Origin of the sequence: Pacificibacter marinus, from assembly GCF_900109555.1 — a bacterium.
GTDB lineage: Bacteria > Pseudomonadota > Alphaproteobacteria > Rhodobacterales > Rhodobacteraceae > Celeribacter > Celeribacter marinus_C.
In genome coordinates this window covers 1-14,243 of sequence record NZ_FNZV01000024.1, presented here as the reverse complement: position 1 = coordinate 14,243, position 14,243 = coordinate 1, and the positions used below count along the sequence as shown (strand labels likewise).

General features: G+C 51.6%; 12 protein-coding genes and 1 pseudogene. 11 read left to right on the top strand and 2 right to left on the bottom strand.

Annotated elements, in window-relative coordinates; translation table 11 throughout:
- Positions 1-256 precede the first annotated feature (256 nt).
- Together BM025_RS18245 and BM025_RS18240 are read left to right on the top strand one after the other, a co-directional pair.
- Entirely contained in the window at positions 257-844 is a 588-nt protein-coding gene (locus BM025_RS18245) for a hypothetical protein (protein WP_085850835.1), read from the top strand.
- A gap of 10 nt (positions 845-854) precedes the next feature.
- Positions 855-1,673 (top strand): hypothetical protein, encoded by an 819-nt coding sequence (locus tag BM025_RS18240; protein ID WP_139204603.1) that lies wholly within the window; start codon positions 855-857, stop codon positions 1,671-1,673.
- 511 nt (positions 1,674-2,184) lie between these two features.
- On the opposite strand, the gene cueR is transcribed toward BM025_RS18240, so the two are convergent.
- Positions 2,185-2,568, bottom strand: a complete 384-nt coding sequence (gene cueR / locus BM025_RS18235; protein WP_085850837.1) for a Cu(I)-responsive transcriptional regulator — start codon at positions 2,566-2,568, stop codon at positions 2,185-2,187.
- A 289-nt stretch (positions 2,569-2,857) separates the two neighbouring features.
- Between cueR and BM025_RS18230 the strand changes: the two genes are divergently transcribed.
- The 4 genes from BM025_RS18230 to BM025_RS18215 all read left to right on the top strand — a co-directional run bounded on the left by BM025_RS18230 (position 2,858) and on the right by BM025_RS18215 (position 8,473).
- On the top strand, positions 2,858-4,459 hold the full coding sequence (locus BM025_RS18230; RefSeq protein WP_085850838.1) for an MBL fold metallo-hydrolase RNA specificity domain-containing protein: 1,602 nt from the start codon (positions 2,858-2,860) through the stop codon (positions 4,457-4,459).
- A 239-nt stretch (positions 4,460-4,698) separates the two neighbouring features.
- Positions 4,699-5,454, top strand: coding sequence for an SDR family NAD(P)-dependent oxidoreductase (locus BM025_RS18225; protein ID WP_085850839.1), 756 nt, complete (start codon positions 4,699-4,701; stop codon positions 5,452-5,454).
- A gap of 799 nt (positions 5,455-6,253) precedes the next feature.
- Positions 6,254-7,285 (top strand): alpha/beta hydrolase, encoded by a 1,032-nt coding sequence (locus BM025_RS18220; protein WP_244515907.1) that lies wholly within the window; start codon positions 6,254-6,256, stop codon positions 7,283-7,285.
- A gap of 300 nt (positions 7,286-7,585) precedes the next feature.
- Complete coding sequence (locus BM025_RS18215; protein ID WP_085850846.1) at positions 7,586-8,473, top strand: serine hydrolase domain-containing protein; 888 nt, start codon at positions 7,586-7,588, stop codon at positions 8,471-8,473.
- A 240-nt stretch (positions 8,474-8,713) separates the two neighbouring features.
- On the opposite strand, the gene BM025_RS18210 is transcribed toward BM025_RS18215, so the two are convergent.
- Entirely contained in the window at positions 8,714-9,688 is a 975-nt protein-coding gene (locus BM025_RS18210; protein WP_085850840.1) for a BamA/TamA family outer membrane protein, read from the bottom strand.
- A 540-nt stretch (positions 9,689-10,228) separates the two neighbouring features.
- On the opposite strand from BM025_RS18210, the gene BM025_RS18205 reads away from it, so the two are divergent.
- From BM025_RS18205 to BM025_RS18185, 5 genes and pseudogenes are all read left to right on the top strand, one after another.
- Positions 10,229-10,690, top strand: a complete 462-nt coding sequence (locus tag BM025_RS18205; protein WP_085850841.1) for a hypothetical protein — start codon at positions 10,229-10,231, stop codon at positions 10,688-10,690.
- 175 nt (positions 10,691-10,865) lie between these two features.
- The gene (locus BM025_RS18200) at positions 10,866-12,029 is read left to right on the top strand and encodes a hypothetical protein (protein WP_085850842.1); all 1,164 of its coding nucleotides are present in this window, start codon (positions 10,866-10,868) and stop codon (positions 12,027-12,029) included.
- Between the two features lie 431 nt (positions 12,030-12,460).
- Complete coding sequence (locus tag BM025_RS18195; RefSeq protein WP_085850843.1) at positions 12,461-13,174, top strand: DNA helicase; 714 nt, start codon at positions 12,461-12,463, stop codon at positions 13,172-13,174.
- A 122-nt stretch (positions 13,175-13,296) separates the two neighbouring features.
- Positions 13,297-13,773 carry an Imm10 family immunity protein gene (locus BM025_RS18190; protein WP_085850844.1) on the top strand — a complete coding sequence of 159 codons (477 nt, stop codon included), beginning with the start codon at positions 13,297-13,299 and terminating at the stop codon, positions 13,771-13,773.
- Positions 13,774-13,973: 200 nt separating this feature from the next.
- Positions 13,974-14,243 (top strand): annotated as a pseudogene (locus BM025_RS18185) (IS110 family transposase); the annotation flags it as partial.

The following is a 14,243-nucleotide window of genomic DNA, read 5'->3' as shown; positions in this document are numbered from 1 at the left end:
GATCACATGCTCGATCTCGGGATGCGACGACTTTAAGCCACAAATTCAAACTGTCCCAGAAGTGTCCTGAAAGTGTCCAGTGGACAGTTCAAGACAGTCTTCGGACAGTCTTCGGACAGTCTTTGGACACTTCCGAAGTGTCCTGCACGATAGGGATAGAGACAAAGATAAAGAAAAAGACATTGGCAGTTGCGCTCCATTTGAGGCGCACAGGCTGTGGATAAGTCAGAATTGCTAAGACAAGGCAGGTGAAGACATGAACAGTGCAGAACAAGCCGCAGGCGAAAAGCGCGTGAGAGAGCAGCTGGTGACGCCGTTGCTGCGACGCGGGCTGACCAAGCCCGCGAGCCTGACGAAAGATCAGTTCGAGGACATGGTGCAAGACCTGTGCGCGCGGCTGGCCTATATGAGCGATGTGAACTTGGCGGCGCTGGAAGAGCAGGCGGCGGCCAGCCCCAGTGGCAAAGACAAAGACCGGTTCCCGATCGCAAACAAGATGCTGGAATGGGCGGCTGTGATCCAACGCCCTGATGAAAGCAACTCGCCTTTGATCCGCGCGGTGTTTGCCCATGAGCTGGGCAAGGGGGCTGTGCGCGATGATTGGGCGCCGGAACTGCTGGTGGACCTGCGCAAGTCGCGGCGCTGGCCGACTGAGTTCGCCTTGAAGCGCATTTTGGAAAGCGCCAAGGGCGCGCGGGATCGCCAGCACAGCATTGAGCGGCGACTGGCACGGGCGGAAAGCGTCTCGGTCATCGATGCCGGCTGGCGCGACAAACGCATCGCGGCGATGCGCAAATGCGAAGGTTTGGCAAAAAGTGACGCGTCCGACGCGGGCACAGTTTGAGGCAAACGCAATGAGCAAGACAATGAACAGAGGGCAGGGTGGCGAGATGTTGATGGAAAGAACTTTGAAGACGCAAACAGGCAATGCGGTGATTGTGGTTGGCAGCGACGGCACCGCACGGTTGCGCGCTGAGACCGACCGTGTCGCCAAGATCAAGGCCGCTGGGGCTGCGCCTGCGCAATGTGGGCCTGAAGTGCCAAACGCGCCAGCACGCGGCGCTGTGCGGATCAGCAATCCGAGAGAGCTCGTGCCAGGCACAACGGACAAGTACCAACACGCGGGCTGGCAAAAGCGGTCTGTGATGCATCGCTGCGATGTGTTCGACATGATGCGCGCGCAGGCGCTCAACGCCCACGCCAAGGTCAAAGCCAAGAACAAGGAGGCCGTGTTTGAGGAACCGTTCAACGCGGGGCAGGTGTCGATGGCACGCCACTATGCGGGGTTGCATGAAGGACTTCAAAGCGGTGACCTGCGCGGCACATCTTATGGCGAGCGCGTCTCGGGTGGTGGCGGTGGCGTGGATGCCGTTGTTCTGCGACTGGCAGCCCGCCAAGAGTTCGAGGCGCTTGAACGCAAAGTCGGTCGCGGCGTGGCGATGCCCATGCGCAAGGTCCGCCCGTCAAAACGCGGGGCAGGGCGCGTGTGCAAGATGATCTCTGACTTGGACGCGGTGCGGGCCGTGTGTTTGCTGGGCCTGTCGATGAGTGAAGTGCTGCGCAAATATGATTGGACGGTCAGCTCGCGCAACAGCGCCGCGCTGAGAGCGGCCCTGCGGGATGCTCTGGACCGGATGCAGGGCTACGGCGCATCGACCACAGCAAGCAAATAGAGCTGCATTTCCACAAACAGGGGGGGAGGGTCAAAAGTCCAGAAGGCTTTTGACCCTAGACCCGTGCTTCCCTTACGCGGAGATTTTTTTCTGCGAGCGACGAAAAATTCAGTCGAGATTGTGGGGTGTGGGCCGTTTGGTGAGGTGGTTTGTGATCCGAAGCATGGGGGTGGGCGTTGGTGTTTTGGGTTGGGTGTGAGGAAGTTTAGCAAATACAGTGCGTTACGATTGAGGTGGGTGAGGTGTGATCTAACAGCCGCCGCATCTTTGAAGCCGCGCAGGGGGAAAGTCAGCTAAGGACTGACTTTCAAATGCCCTTTTAGATCCGGTGGCTTCGTGTGCGTTCTGATGGGGGAGATATGCTGGTTGCGCGATAGTTGGTGATGCGTGGGAGGGAAGGCCTCGCAGCATCTCCGCCAGTTGTGTCGATCGACGCGAACGGCCCGTTCCGGACATTAGCTTATAGCGCAGCCAACTGCAGGTTTTTAGCGTCACCACCGTAGAGCAGCTGTTACCCCAAATAGCTAATAATCGGGCAATCTGGTCGATGATCGCCACGACATGACGTCACCAAGCGGGCCAATTCGTCGTGCAAGGATTGTAATTCGCGTTGTTTGATTTCGATGTCTTCCAAACGTTTTGACGCGATGCGTTTGACTTCGGCGCTTGTTCGGGTTTGGTCTTGATATAGTCCTAAAAGTTCGCGGCATTCTTCAATGGAGAAACCAAAGGCACGTGATCTGCGGATGAAAACCAGTTTGCACACAGAGGCATCATCGTAGGTGCGGTAGCCTGCATCAGACCGTGCAGGGGCTTTGACCAAGCCGATATCAGCGTAATAACGCACCGTTTTGACAGTTAGTCCCGCCGCGTTTGCTGCCGATGAAATATTCATAAATCCCGGTCGCTGGTTACTGCACTGCCATTGTTCGAGATGTAAAGAAAGAGAAAGAGCCAGCAAGTTAGGGGACGTGGTCTGGTCACAAGTTTCCGACGGAGTACTCGTCCTCAGCCCAAGTCTTCGCCAAGATCGGGGCTGAGGTGAACATAGCAGGTTCGAAACACATAAGTTTTCTAGATGCCTGCCTTGTCCAGATTCTAAGGTTGATCTAGGTCAACGCTAGAAAAGATGTCTTATGCTTGGTTCATCGCATGGCCAAAACACTCTGATAAGGGGACGCCAAATGACGGATATCAGATTAAAATTTTGTGGTGCGGCAAAGCAAGTCACTGGGTCTTGTTACCTTTTGACGACCCAGCAAAGTACGTTCTTGGTCGATTGTGGTTTGTTTCAAGGACCTAAAAAAGTCAGGGCGCTGAACTATGAACCTTTTCCTTTCCAGCCCGAAGATGTCGATTTTGTGCTACAAACCCATGCGCATATTGATCATTCTGGGTTGCTGCCAAAACTGACGTCGACGGGCTTTAAAGGCAAAATTTTTGCCACTGAAGGCACGCGGGATTTGCTCACGTTCATGCTTCCCGACAGCGGTTACATCCAAGAAATGGAAGTGGAACATCGCAATCGTCGCAATCAACGGCGTGGCAAAGCCGAGGTTGCGCCCATTTACACCCGCAAGGACGCCGAGGCGTGTTTGTCGCATATCGTGGCCTTGGACTACGTGGACTGGGTGCAAGTTGGCCCTGATGTGCGCGCACGGTACTGGAACGCGGGCCATATTCTCGGGTCCGCATCAATCGAGATTGAAATCGACCAAGAAGGAGAGCAGCCGCTGCGTCTTCTTTTTTCGGGGGACATCGGGCCCGACAACAAGTTGTTTCACCCTGACCCCGATGCGCCAGCCGACTTTGATTATGTTATCTCGGAATCAACTTATGGAAATCGCGAGCGGCCAGAAACATCTGTCCCGCTACGCCGCGCCGCGCTGCAAACGGAAGTCACCAAAGCGCTGGCAGACGACGGCATGTTGCTGATCCCAGTTTTCGCAGTCGAACGGACGCAGGAGTTGGTCACTGATATTCTGGCTTTGCAAGATGCCGGTGAAATTCCGAAAGCACCAATCTTTCTCGACTCTCCGCTGGCCATTCGTGTGACCAGAGTTTTTCAAAAACATGCAGAGGACTTGGAAAACCTTAGTGTCAGTCCGCAGCTTTTGAATAGTCCGCAGCTTCACCCGACGGAAACGACGGATGAAAGCAAGCGTATCTCAAAGATAAGTGGTGGGGCGATCATTCTTGCGGCGAGTGGTATGTGCGATGCGGGCCGCATTAGACACCACCTCAAACAATGGCTTTGGCAGTCGAAGGCTACTGTTCTGTTTGTCGGGCATCAGGCCACAGGGAGTATGGGGCGCCTGATTAGCGAAGGCGCGAAGCATGTTACGATCCAAGGCGAGGACGTTAAGGTCAACGCGAAGATCCGCAAACTAGACGTTTATTCCGGCCATGCCGATGGCGCGGAATTAGCGAGTTGGATTTCAGAGCGTAAACCGATCCGCAAGGCGCTGATCCTGACACATGGTGAAGAGGATCAGATGGTGGCGCTACGCGATAAGGTCGTTGCGCTGGGAATTGACGTCAGTCGGATTGTGGTGCCTGCGCTGGATGACGAAATAGTCTTGTCGGCCACAGGTAGCCCGACCCTCGTTTCAACCCAGAAACCACGCGTCAAACCCGAGAAGCCGAAGTCCCCCGATTGGGACAATGATCTTGCGGAATTGGTCAATGCCGTCAGGGATGGGTTTCATTCTGCGGCCGACGACAAGGCGCGCGCTGTTTTCGTGCGACAGCTCCGCAGGTCGCTGGAGCTAGACAAAGCGGAATAGATTTTTCGCCTCAAACTTGAGGTGAGGATGACCTCGATCAATGTCACTTTCGGTGCTTGCTGTAACTTAAAGAGGTGCAATGCCGTCGGGTACTTCAAATCGTTAGAAAATGCTCAAAGGCCATTTAACAATAAAGATGCACCTTTCATCGTGCGGTGCCTGTTGAATCATGTGGACCGATTTATGCCGAACATTGGTCTGCAAAGCACATGCGGTCGGCACATTTAAAGGAGTTCGTTATGCAATTCGATTTTAACAGCAAAACCGCCATCGTGACTGGGGCAGCATCTGGCATTGGTGCGGCAATCGCGCGCGACCTTGCCCGCTTTGGCGCCAAAGTTGTGCTCGCGGATCTGGATGACGCAGGCATGGACAAGGTTGCCTCTGACATCGAAAAAAACGGTGGTGTAGCCTTCAAATGTAAGACAGATACAAGCATCGCGGCTGATGTAGAAAAGCTGGTAGCATTTGCTGTTGCACAAACCGGCGGACTGCATCTTTTGGTGAATAATGCAGGTATCGGCGGCCCCGCGGAACCAGTGGGTGAATACCCAATTGATGGTTGGCACAAAGTTATCGACGTCAATTTGAACGGAGTCTTTTATGGTATGCGCTATGGCCTGCCTGAAATGGTCAAAGCAGACGGCAGCGCTATCGTGAATATGGCTTCGATTTTAGGGTCAGTTGGTTTCGCAACTGCTGGTGCCTATGTCGCCGCGAAACACGCTGTTGTCGGCCTCACAAAGGCAACAGCGCTAGAATACGCAAAGTCGGGTGTTCGTGTGAACGCAGTTGGGCCAGGGTTCATCGCCACACCCCTTTTGGAAAATAACCTCGACGAAGCCATGTTGGGTGCTATTGTCGGCATGCACCCTATTGATCGATTAGGGACCGCCGAAGAGGTATCTGCTCTGACGTGCTTTTTACTGTCTGACCAAGCGAGCTTTATTACTGGTAGCTACCACTTGGTCGATGGCGGTTTTACTGCGCAGTAACTGATTTTCGATAATCAGGGATTGTTTCACAGGAACGTTGCGCCCAATTTTGTGCGTAACAGCTCAAATCATAAAAGCTGGCTGGGGTCATTTTGATCGATGGTTCCCTCTGTTTCCCTGATGCAAGCATTCGCTGCGGTTTGCACGGAGCTCAGCAATGGGGTCGTCTAATCGTATGGTTTTTTGCAAGTACTTTCGCTCATAGTCCAGCAATCGCGGTACCTTTTCAGGCTCCAACGTAGATTTTCAAAGCTGGTCTTGCACTTTGTTCCTGAGGTTTGAGATCTCGTATGCTGGGTGCAGGGGCGTCTTCGCGGTCGACATGTCGCCGCCGCATGATGGGTTTAGCAGGTGGAGCTTTCAATGTGGATGACGCACCCAACAGTGAATGCCGGTGCTGACCGGCAAACGGAATTTTTCTAAAATCAAGACACCCCGAGCTTTATCCAGAACGCTTGCTGTTCGATATGCGGAATAGGACTTGGTTGGTGGAAACCATCAGGGCTAGCGGTCATGTGCGGCGCGCTAACAGGTCGAACACAAGACTGCTTCTGACTAAAAGACGATCACAAAATAGGACTTGCAAAAAGGGAGCCATCCACACAGGATGAAGCGTGCCTTCGCTGCGGTTACGCCAATGTCTGGTTCGGTGAACCGTTCAACAAACGGTCGTTTGGGGGAGGGCCTGAATGGGCGTAAACTCACTAGTTTTCAGGCATACACCTTGAACGAGTTTAGTGAAAAGTGGAAAGTTCACTCACAGTAATTATGTTAGAAGGAAACGATTGTGAAGTCATCTATGGGTTCTGTTATTCGTATACTGACTTTCTCTTTCAGCATGATTTCAGCCTCATCCGTAGTTGCTCAGATGGATGACGAAGACGGAGACAGACGACTGCCAATCCAGCAGGAACTAACCGCACCCGGACCTCACGGCCTACTCAGAGGCACCCTGAGCTTGCCCGTTGCCGACGGCGCGCCCCCTGATGGAGTGCCTGTCGTATTGATTGTGCCTGGATCGGGACCGACTAATCGCGACGGCAATTCTCCCCTCGGCATCTCGGCAGCGCCCTACGCGCTCCTTGCTGAAGCACTGGCCGAGCGGGGGATTCCTTCGGTACGCATCGACAAGCGCGGCATGTTCGGCTCGGCTGATGCTATTCCCGACGCCAATGAGGTGACGATCACGGCCTATGGTGATGATGTTCTCGCTTGGGCGCGGGCCATCAGGGAGCGACTGCCAACGACTGAAGGCGGCACGCGTTGCGTTTTGCCACTTGGGCATAGTGAAGGTGGTCTCGTCGTGCTGGCGGCCATAGCGCGCCTGCCCGACCCGTGTGGTCTGATATTGGTCAGCACTCCCGGACGACCGCTTGGAACTGTGCTTCGCGAACAGCTGCACGCCAATCCTGCCAATGCTCCGATCCTGAATGAGGCAGATGAGGCGATCACTACCTTGGAGCGTGGCGAGCAGGTTAATGCGAACACATTGAACCCCGCCTTACAGCCGTTGTTCGCACCGGAAGTGCAGGGCTATCTAATCGACGCATTCGCCTACGATCCTGCCGCACTGATAGCAGAGACCCGCGTTCCCGTCCTTATCGTTCAGGGTATGAGCGACCTTCAAGTGGGCGAGGCGGATGCCCGCAGGCTCGCGGATTCCGCGCCAGAGGTCATTCTTTCTCTGGTCCCGGACGTTAACCATGTGTTGAAGTCTGTTTCGTCACATGACACAGCCGCTAACCTCGCTGCTTATGCGGATCCAGATTTACCAATCGCTCAGAATGTTGTGGTGACGGTCACACAGTTCCTCGAACAGATTGACGAATAGAGGTCCTTCAAGATCGCTCCCAAAACCCTCCTTTTGGAACATGCCCAAACCACCCCAGTTTATGCGCAGATTGAGTCCCAGAAAAGAAAGCGAAATGACCAAACGGCAGCCCCATGAAACATGTGAAGTATTTAAAATAGTTCACACATTGCAACGCCAAGCCTCCAAACGATGAAACCTTTTTGATGTTAAGTTGGATATCACACTTGGCTCTAGCCTTGCAACCAAGTTGCTGCACTGCAGCAAGGCAGATGCAGAGCCCCAATTGACACGACCAAGGCAATGCCAGAGAATAGCAAAATGGCCGTTCAAACAGTTCATTCCTATTGGATTACAGCCTCTGGCTGCGAAGGTTCATCCGGTTCGACGGAGGCGTGTTTTCCGTATTGGAGCTTTACCAAAACCGTCATCGCAATCTGCGCCTTGAAGTTGGTTGAAAGCGGCAAGCTTGATCTGGACGCCACGCTAAACGGTGAGCCCTATACGCTTCGCCAGCTTCTTAAGCACACATCTGGACTTCCAGACTACGGCCAGTTCACTGAATATCACTCCGCCGTTGCAGCCAAGAAAATGCCTTGGACACGCAGAAAACTCCTTGATGTGGCATTTGCAAACGGAATGCTGTTTGAGCCGACACAAGGTTGGTCATATTCCAACATAGGCTACATGTTCATCGTTGAATTAATAGAGACGACGACGCAAAAGCCACTTGCTGATATCATTGATGACATTGTGTGTAAGCCTTTGAACCTGAACAGTATTGAGCTTTCTGAAACCCGCAAACAGTTTCGGCGAGTACATTGGGAGGCTGCGACGGAATACGATCCGAAGTGGGTCTACCATGGATGTCTGATCGGGAATGCACCAGATGCTGCACGACTGTTGCACGCACTTATGGCTGGTGATCTGTTACAGCCAGAGACCATGCGCCAGATGCTCGACGCACAGTATCTTGGCGGCGCGATCCCAAATCGTCCATGGACAGAATGCGGTTATGCGCTTGGCCTAATGTCTGGAGTATTGAAAGGTGCTGGCAAGGCCGTAGGGCACTCCGGTGGCGGACCGTTTAGTGTAAACGCAGTTTATCATTTTCCAGACGCCCGTGACCCAATAACCGTAGCCTCGTTTACGGACGGAACCGCCGAAGGTGTAGTAGAATTTGCGGCGGAGAGGTTCGCCGAAAGTTAATAACGGTTTTGCTCGCCTAACCGACATTCATCTGTCAAAAATGCATCCAAGATGCATGAACGGCCGCAATGCGAAAACTGCAGTGCAGCATTTAAACAATAAACGGACGGCGGCTGTGGGCCGATCAATTATGCTCATTCTATCCTGAGAATGCGTTCTCCCGACATCCCGCAACGTTCAAAACTGACCTCTACCACATCCGCCCGAATTCTGCTGATTGTTTGTTTTCTCGGCCCACGTTCAAAACAGAAATGCATAACCGACCGATATGTAAGTCGAAACGATATCATCGCGGTCAATATGTGCTGTCGTCGCCGTACCAGCAGGATCTAAGAAAGTATCGGCCCCGTTTACGACGCCAAATAGGCCATCCATTCCGATTTCAAACGTAACATATCCATTGGGGGTAACTTGGTGTTCCAGTGCGATCGAGACATTGGCAGAATAGGCCGTACTGTCACCAGAAACGTCGATAGATTGATCGGTATCCCCCAAGCTATTAATTGTCAGGTAGGAGTAGTCGTAGGAGTTCGCCATAAGTCCTATGTTTGCGGAGGTGCGCAGCGCTGTTGTGTCGTTCAAGGTATGGTAATTGCTTATACCGCCGTAAGCGCCAAGCATTTTGTTTGATGCGGTTGCCGAAATCCGTCTAGAGCTGACCATCGCCAAATCGAAAGACTGGGTCTCTAGGTTTTGTGATACCTGTCCTGCTTGCAATCCAACGCTTGTGCGCCATCCGTTGATCAATGCCCACTCACGCCCTGCTTTAAGAAGGGTCAAGTCGGTTTCGACCTCATTTTGATATGTCCAACCATCAGGCAATAGATACCCATCATCGTATGAGCCGGGGAACGATTGGCTCCCTTCGATGATCGTGGTCTCGCTTCCAGTGACGTTTGTCCCCGATAATTCAATATAAAAACGAGATGCATCGCCCCATGGACGACTATAGCTGATATTCGCATAGCCGCCGGTTCCGAAATTCAAAGAGTCCGTAGTGAGGATTGTCGCACCACCATCGTTTGGATGGGTAAGGGTGTTTTGAAGCGTATTCAGTGGAGCGGCAATGCCGATGTTAAACTCGAAAACCTGAGAGGAGAACACGGGGTCTTGTATCTTGTCTTGTGCCTTCACAGGGGAGGCAATGAGCAGCGCTCCGAGAGTGAAAGTAACACTTTTCGAAATGGCGGCAGTCGTCCTTGGAAAAGGTCTCATTTGTAATCCCATTATTCTAATTGTTTCGTCAAAATTCTTTCGTTTCTTATTAGGGATACTCGTTCAGACCCTCTGAATTTCAACATGTTAAAAGACTTGTTCATAATGTTTGCACACTGTCGAGAATGCTGGAGTGAAAACTGGATGACGTTGCGTAAAAGTCGCTAATCACCCTTCGACTGCTCCAGTATATTCTGACGATCAATTCAACATTTTCTATCCTGATAATTGGTCTCTCGAGAACCAATCGGGGTTCAAAATGCAACTTTGGGCTCGGTGCCATCGTTTACGGCCAAAAGCCGCCATGGTCGGCTTTTGGCCGTTCGCGTTGTACGACACAATGGGCGGAATACGGACTTTTGCTGCGATTGCGAAATAGGATAATCTGCCAGAAGAAAGCGGACGTTCAGGGCAAAAAACTGTTTGTGCTCTTATGCAAATGTAGCAACGGTCGGCAATGAGCCCATGCTTGCTAAATGCTGCCGATTATCCCAAAGTCTGCTTGTATGATGTTAGCGTATTTTCGAAGGAAAATGGTTTATGAGAATGACGGCACTTCCCAACGTGCAGATACTTGACCTTGCATACAGCTATTATGAGGCAGCCGAAGTGCTGGCTAATTCAGGAGCCAATGCAATTCCCATTGTTAACTTACGTTGTCATGCAATCGAACTTTTTCTGAAGTCACTCTATCTAACGGATACTGCCAAAGATGTTGGCCATGGAGTGTTTTTACTCACACCCGGCTCTGGGCGAAACGATGGTCATAGTTTGGCAAATTCTTTTGGTAAGGCCTTGCATGAGCACCGCACTGAACTCCTGTCAGACATGCCTGATCTCCCTGATGAGCTAACACATCTCGAGGGGGTATTCCAAAAGAGCAGGTATCTGTATGAAAATGGCGACAGCCTACCTTTGTCTAAGGCAGCTTGCGTGTCCCGTTTCTTGGCGAAAAGGCTTACTACGCTTCCTCGTCTAGCTATCTGCAACGATCGTACCTAATAAATTCGCTGACTAGTAAGCGACCATTGTTCGACTGATCGTTGTTTCTTGTACCTGTTGGTTCCACCTATACAGATTGTGCAGATCATGTGCCTGACATTCATACTGTCTGCCGTCGGCCGATTGCAGAGCACTTTCAGATGTAAGTAAATTGAATTTTTAAGGGAATTGCTTAGTGTTTGAGATCGTTGATGAAGAGGGCTCTAGATCTTGGTTGTCGCAACAGGATCGACAAACTCGGATTTGGTTTGTGGCGCGCATGGCTTTGAGGTCATTTCCCGCAGCGATTGGGGATGCGCCCTTCGACGAACGAAATACGTTGCGGCTATTGCACCACTTGCTAATTTCTACTGTAGGCAGCATTGACCTGCGGGCCGCTAAAAATTCAGCAAAGTTAGCGTTTGGTACTGTCGGCTATAAAGGTTCGGCACAACAGATTCACAATGATCAGTTATTACTCGCCTCGCCTTATCCAAGTCAAGGGAAGGTATTGTACGGAGATCAACAGCCATCAAAGAATTCCATCAGGACAGAATCTGGTGAAAACGTCATTGGCAACGCCATAACTTGGGCCATCGAGATCGGAGAGCCCCAGCGTGATGTGGGCTTTGGGGGCGGTTACTGGGAACTGGCATGGCTAGCAGGTAGTAAACACGCCAGTAAACTGGCTACAGCGGACGTAGCGTCTCCGAGAGAATGGCCCCCTTTGTGGGGCGCTGGGCGGCGTCCAGCTTATATCTTAGATGATTACACAAACCTTAACGAATTATTTGACTCGGATCCAAGCGTATGGGGATTCTGGCAAAGGTGGTTCGAGGCAATTCATGATGGCGTGCCCTTGCCATGGGAACTGAGCCGCTTGGTTGCTTTGACATTGTCCGATCAGGATTGGCAATCGGGGGCTGCGCACGTTGCTCGGGAAATTGAAAAGATTGAGGCTCTATTCGCTGTTCGTCAGTCTTTGTCTGATCTGGCGACAGACCGTGCCGAGACGGCTGCGGACAATCGTCTTGGGATTGGTGGCAACAATCCTCCTGTGGAATTTGAGTGGCCGACTGCCGTGCAGAGGAGCCATACAATCGCTTGGACGGCCGTTGATGAGATTGAGCAACAAACCCAAGCAAAAAAACCGGACAAGTCACTCATAAAGGCAGCGTTGGAGAAGCTCATTCAGGCTTTGAGGATCTGTCTTCGATGGGCTGGAAAAAAGGCTGATTTAGCAGTCGATGAAACTATCAAATGGGGCATTCGAGCGACAGGAGGATATTTTCTCTTAAACTCAATTAAGTTCCAAGCTTTGATTGAGGCAGTAAAGAACTGGATAGCAATTTTACCGTAGCTTGAGTGAAAATTTCTTGCTCAAATGTCCGCAATGACGAACTGCACTGCAGCATCTTGATGGAGTGGTGAAGGTCCGCTCTGGGCCGTTCACGTCGATCGACACAAGGGGCGGATTGTTGACATTCGCTGCACCCGCAAACTGAAATGAGGAACTTGGAGAAAGCGGACGCTCGGGACTGCAACCCAGTGCAAATGCAGCTAACGGCAGGATTGAGCCCAATTTGAACTTTCGTCAGAGTGCAGCGAATGACCGAAACCTAATTGAGTATTTCAAATAATCAGTGTAATGCACGTGTACGGCCTTGCTCGGGCCTCCCCCCTCCACTGGGGCAGCATTCGACATGCGGAGCGATACCATTTCGAACCCATTCTGTTCGAGCATGCGCATAAGGAGGGATTGCGGAAACTGTTCGAAAGAGGAGGTTCAAGATGATACTGTCATCACCAATCTACAAACTAAAGCGTCGGGCAAAACTGCTGGCACGCGACAACGACATTAGGCTCCACGAGGCCCTCAACCAAATTGCTACAAAAGAAGGCTTCAAAGACTGGAGCCACTTGGCGTCTAACTACTCTAAGTCGACACCTGCCATGGAAATCATGAGACAGGTGAGTTCAGGCGATATGGTACTTATCGGTGCGCGCCCAGGCCACGGTAAAACTCTGCTGGGATTGGAACTGACTGCATTGGCTGAAAAAATCAATCGCACAGGCTATGTCTTCACTTTGGATTACAATGAAACGGATGTCTGGGATCGGTTTGAAAAACTTGGATTCAACCCGAGGGATTCTAGCCGTTCCGTCGTCGTTGATACCTCGGACAATATCTGCGCGGCTCACATTATCGAACGCCTCGCCGGTGCGCCTGACGATGCATTGGTGGTTGTAGATTATTTGCAGCTATTGGATCAAAGGCGAAGCAATCCTCCACTTGATGAACAAGTCCGAGCGCTCAAGAAATTTGCCACCGAACACGGGGCAATTGTCGTTATGATCTCACAGATTGACCGCACTTTTGAGCTATCCTCAGGTGGCCTGCCCACCATTGATGACATTCGATTGCCAAATTCCGTCGATCTGTCGCTTTTCGATAAAATGTGCTTCCTAAATGACGGTGAAATCCAGATAGAGATGGCAGCATAAAGCTAAACATACTGCTTTGCGGACATTCGTTGAAGGTCCGCAAAGTCCCGCAGAGTGGACATCGAAAGTGGTTTTGACGTGCTTTTTAGGATGCATGCGCAGCGAACGGCAGTTGAGAGCCCATGTTGACCGATGCAATGATTGGCTATGCGAGTGGTTTACAATACAATTGGTCAACATCACGAACACTGGGAACCCCGCGTATGCACCAACAAAAATTCCAATCTGCGACGACATCGAAGGACGATGATTGTTTGATGGTTGCCTTTGGTGATGCAGTGGACGGTTCAGCGAATTACGTGATTTTTCAGTTGGCGGGTGAGCTTAGCCAGCAAGACATAAATTTAGGCATGAATGGAATTTACTTTGAATTCAATGATCAAGCCTATAGTGGGTATAAGCTAGTCAACCGGATCGAAATTGCCGAAGACGCAATCGTAGTGGATTTCGAAACTGGCCGGATGAGTCTTTCCGAGGACACTAGCCCATTCCGTATTTTGTATGACGTTGACGGCGATGTCGCCTCCGAAATACGTTCAATGTTGGAAACGATTTCAACCCGTGCAGAAATAGAATTTGTAAATAACGCCTCGCAGTGAGCTCCGACTGAAAGGGCTACTTTGTCCGCGATGCAGCCACTCGGCATGCTGAATTGCTGCAGAATGCACGAATGTCCGGTCTGGGGAAGCTGCGCCGCAGCGCCCGAAATTGTTGCGAAAGGCAGCTAATGGGATGTACCGGCTGCTTCACCCAGCAGGTTAGACTGAGCTTAGTTTCACCTGCATATAGGAGAAGTAGCATGGCGAAGATTGAATTTGATGAACTGATGTCTGTTGGCATCGATATTGGTAAAGACACATTTCATTTGGTGGGTTTCGACCCGGCAGGACAGCGTGTCCTGCGCAAGCAGATAAAGCGGCTAGCGTTGGTCGCGACTTTTGAACAGCTGCCGCGCTGTATCGTGGGTATGGAGGCTTGCCTCAGCGCCCATTTTGTCAGCCGCACCTTGCGCAAGATGGGTTTTGAGCCTCGGATCATCCCTGCGATTTACGTTAAGCCGTTCAATAAG

Coding starts and splice junctions, on each gene's coding strand:
- BM025_RS18245 (WP_085850835.1), top strand. CDS start 257: ATGAACAGTGCAGAACAAGCCGCAGGCGAAAAGCGCGTGAGAGAGCAG.
- BM025_RS18240 (WP_139204603.1), top strand. CDS start 855: ATGAGCAAGACAATGAACAGAGGGCAGGGTGGCGAGATGTTGATGGAA.
- cueR (WP_085850837.1), bottom strand. CDS start 2,568: ATGAATATTTCATCGGCAGCAAACGCGGCGGGACTAACTGTCAAAACG.
- BM025_RS18230 (WP_085850838.1), top strand. CDS start 2,858: ATGACGGATATCAGATTAAAATTTTGTGGTGCGGCAAAGCAAGTCACT.
- BM025_RS18225 (WP_085850839.1), top strand. CDS start 4,699: ATGCAATTCGATTTTAACAGCAAAACCGCCATCGTGACTGGGGCAGCA.
- BM025_RS18220 (WP_244515907.1), top strand. CDS start 6,254: ATGGGTTCTGTTATTCGTATACTGACTTTCTCTTTCAGCATGATTTCA.
- BM025_RS18215 (WP_085850846.1), top strand. CDS start 7,586: ATGGCCGTTCAAACAGTTCATTCCTATTGGATTACAGCCTCTGGCTGC.
- BM025_RS18210 (WP_085850840.1), bottom strand. CDS start 9,688: ATGAGACCTTTTCCAAGGACGACTGCCGCCATTTCGAAAAGTGTTACT.
- BM025_RS18205 (WP_085850841.1), top strand. CDS start 10,229: ATGAGAATGACGGCACTTCCCAACGTGCAGATACTTGACCTTGCATAC.
- BM025_RS18195 (WP_085850843.1), top strand. CDS start 12,461: ATGATACTGTCATCACCAATCTACAAACTAAAGCGTCGGGCAAAACTG.
- BM025_RS18190 (WP_085850844.1), top strand. CDS start 13,297: ATGTTGACCGATGCAATGATTGGCTATGCGAGTGGTTTACAATACAAT.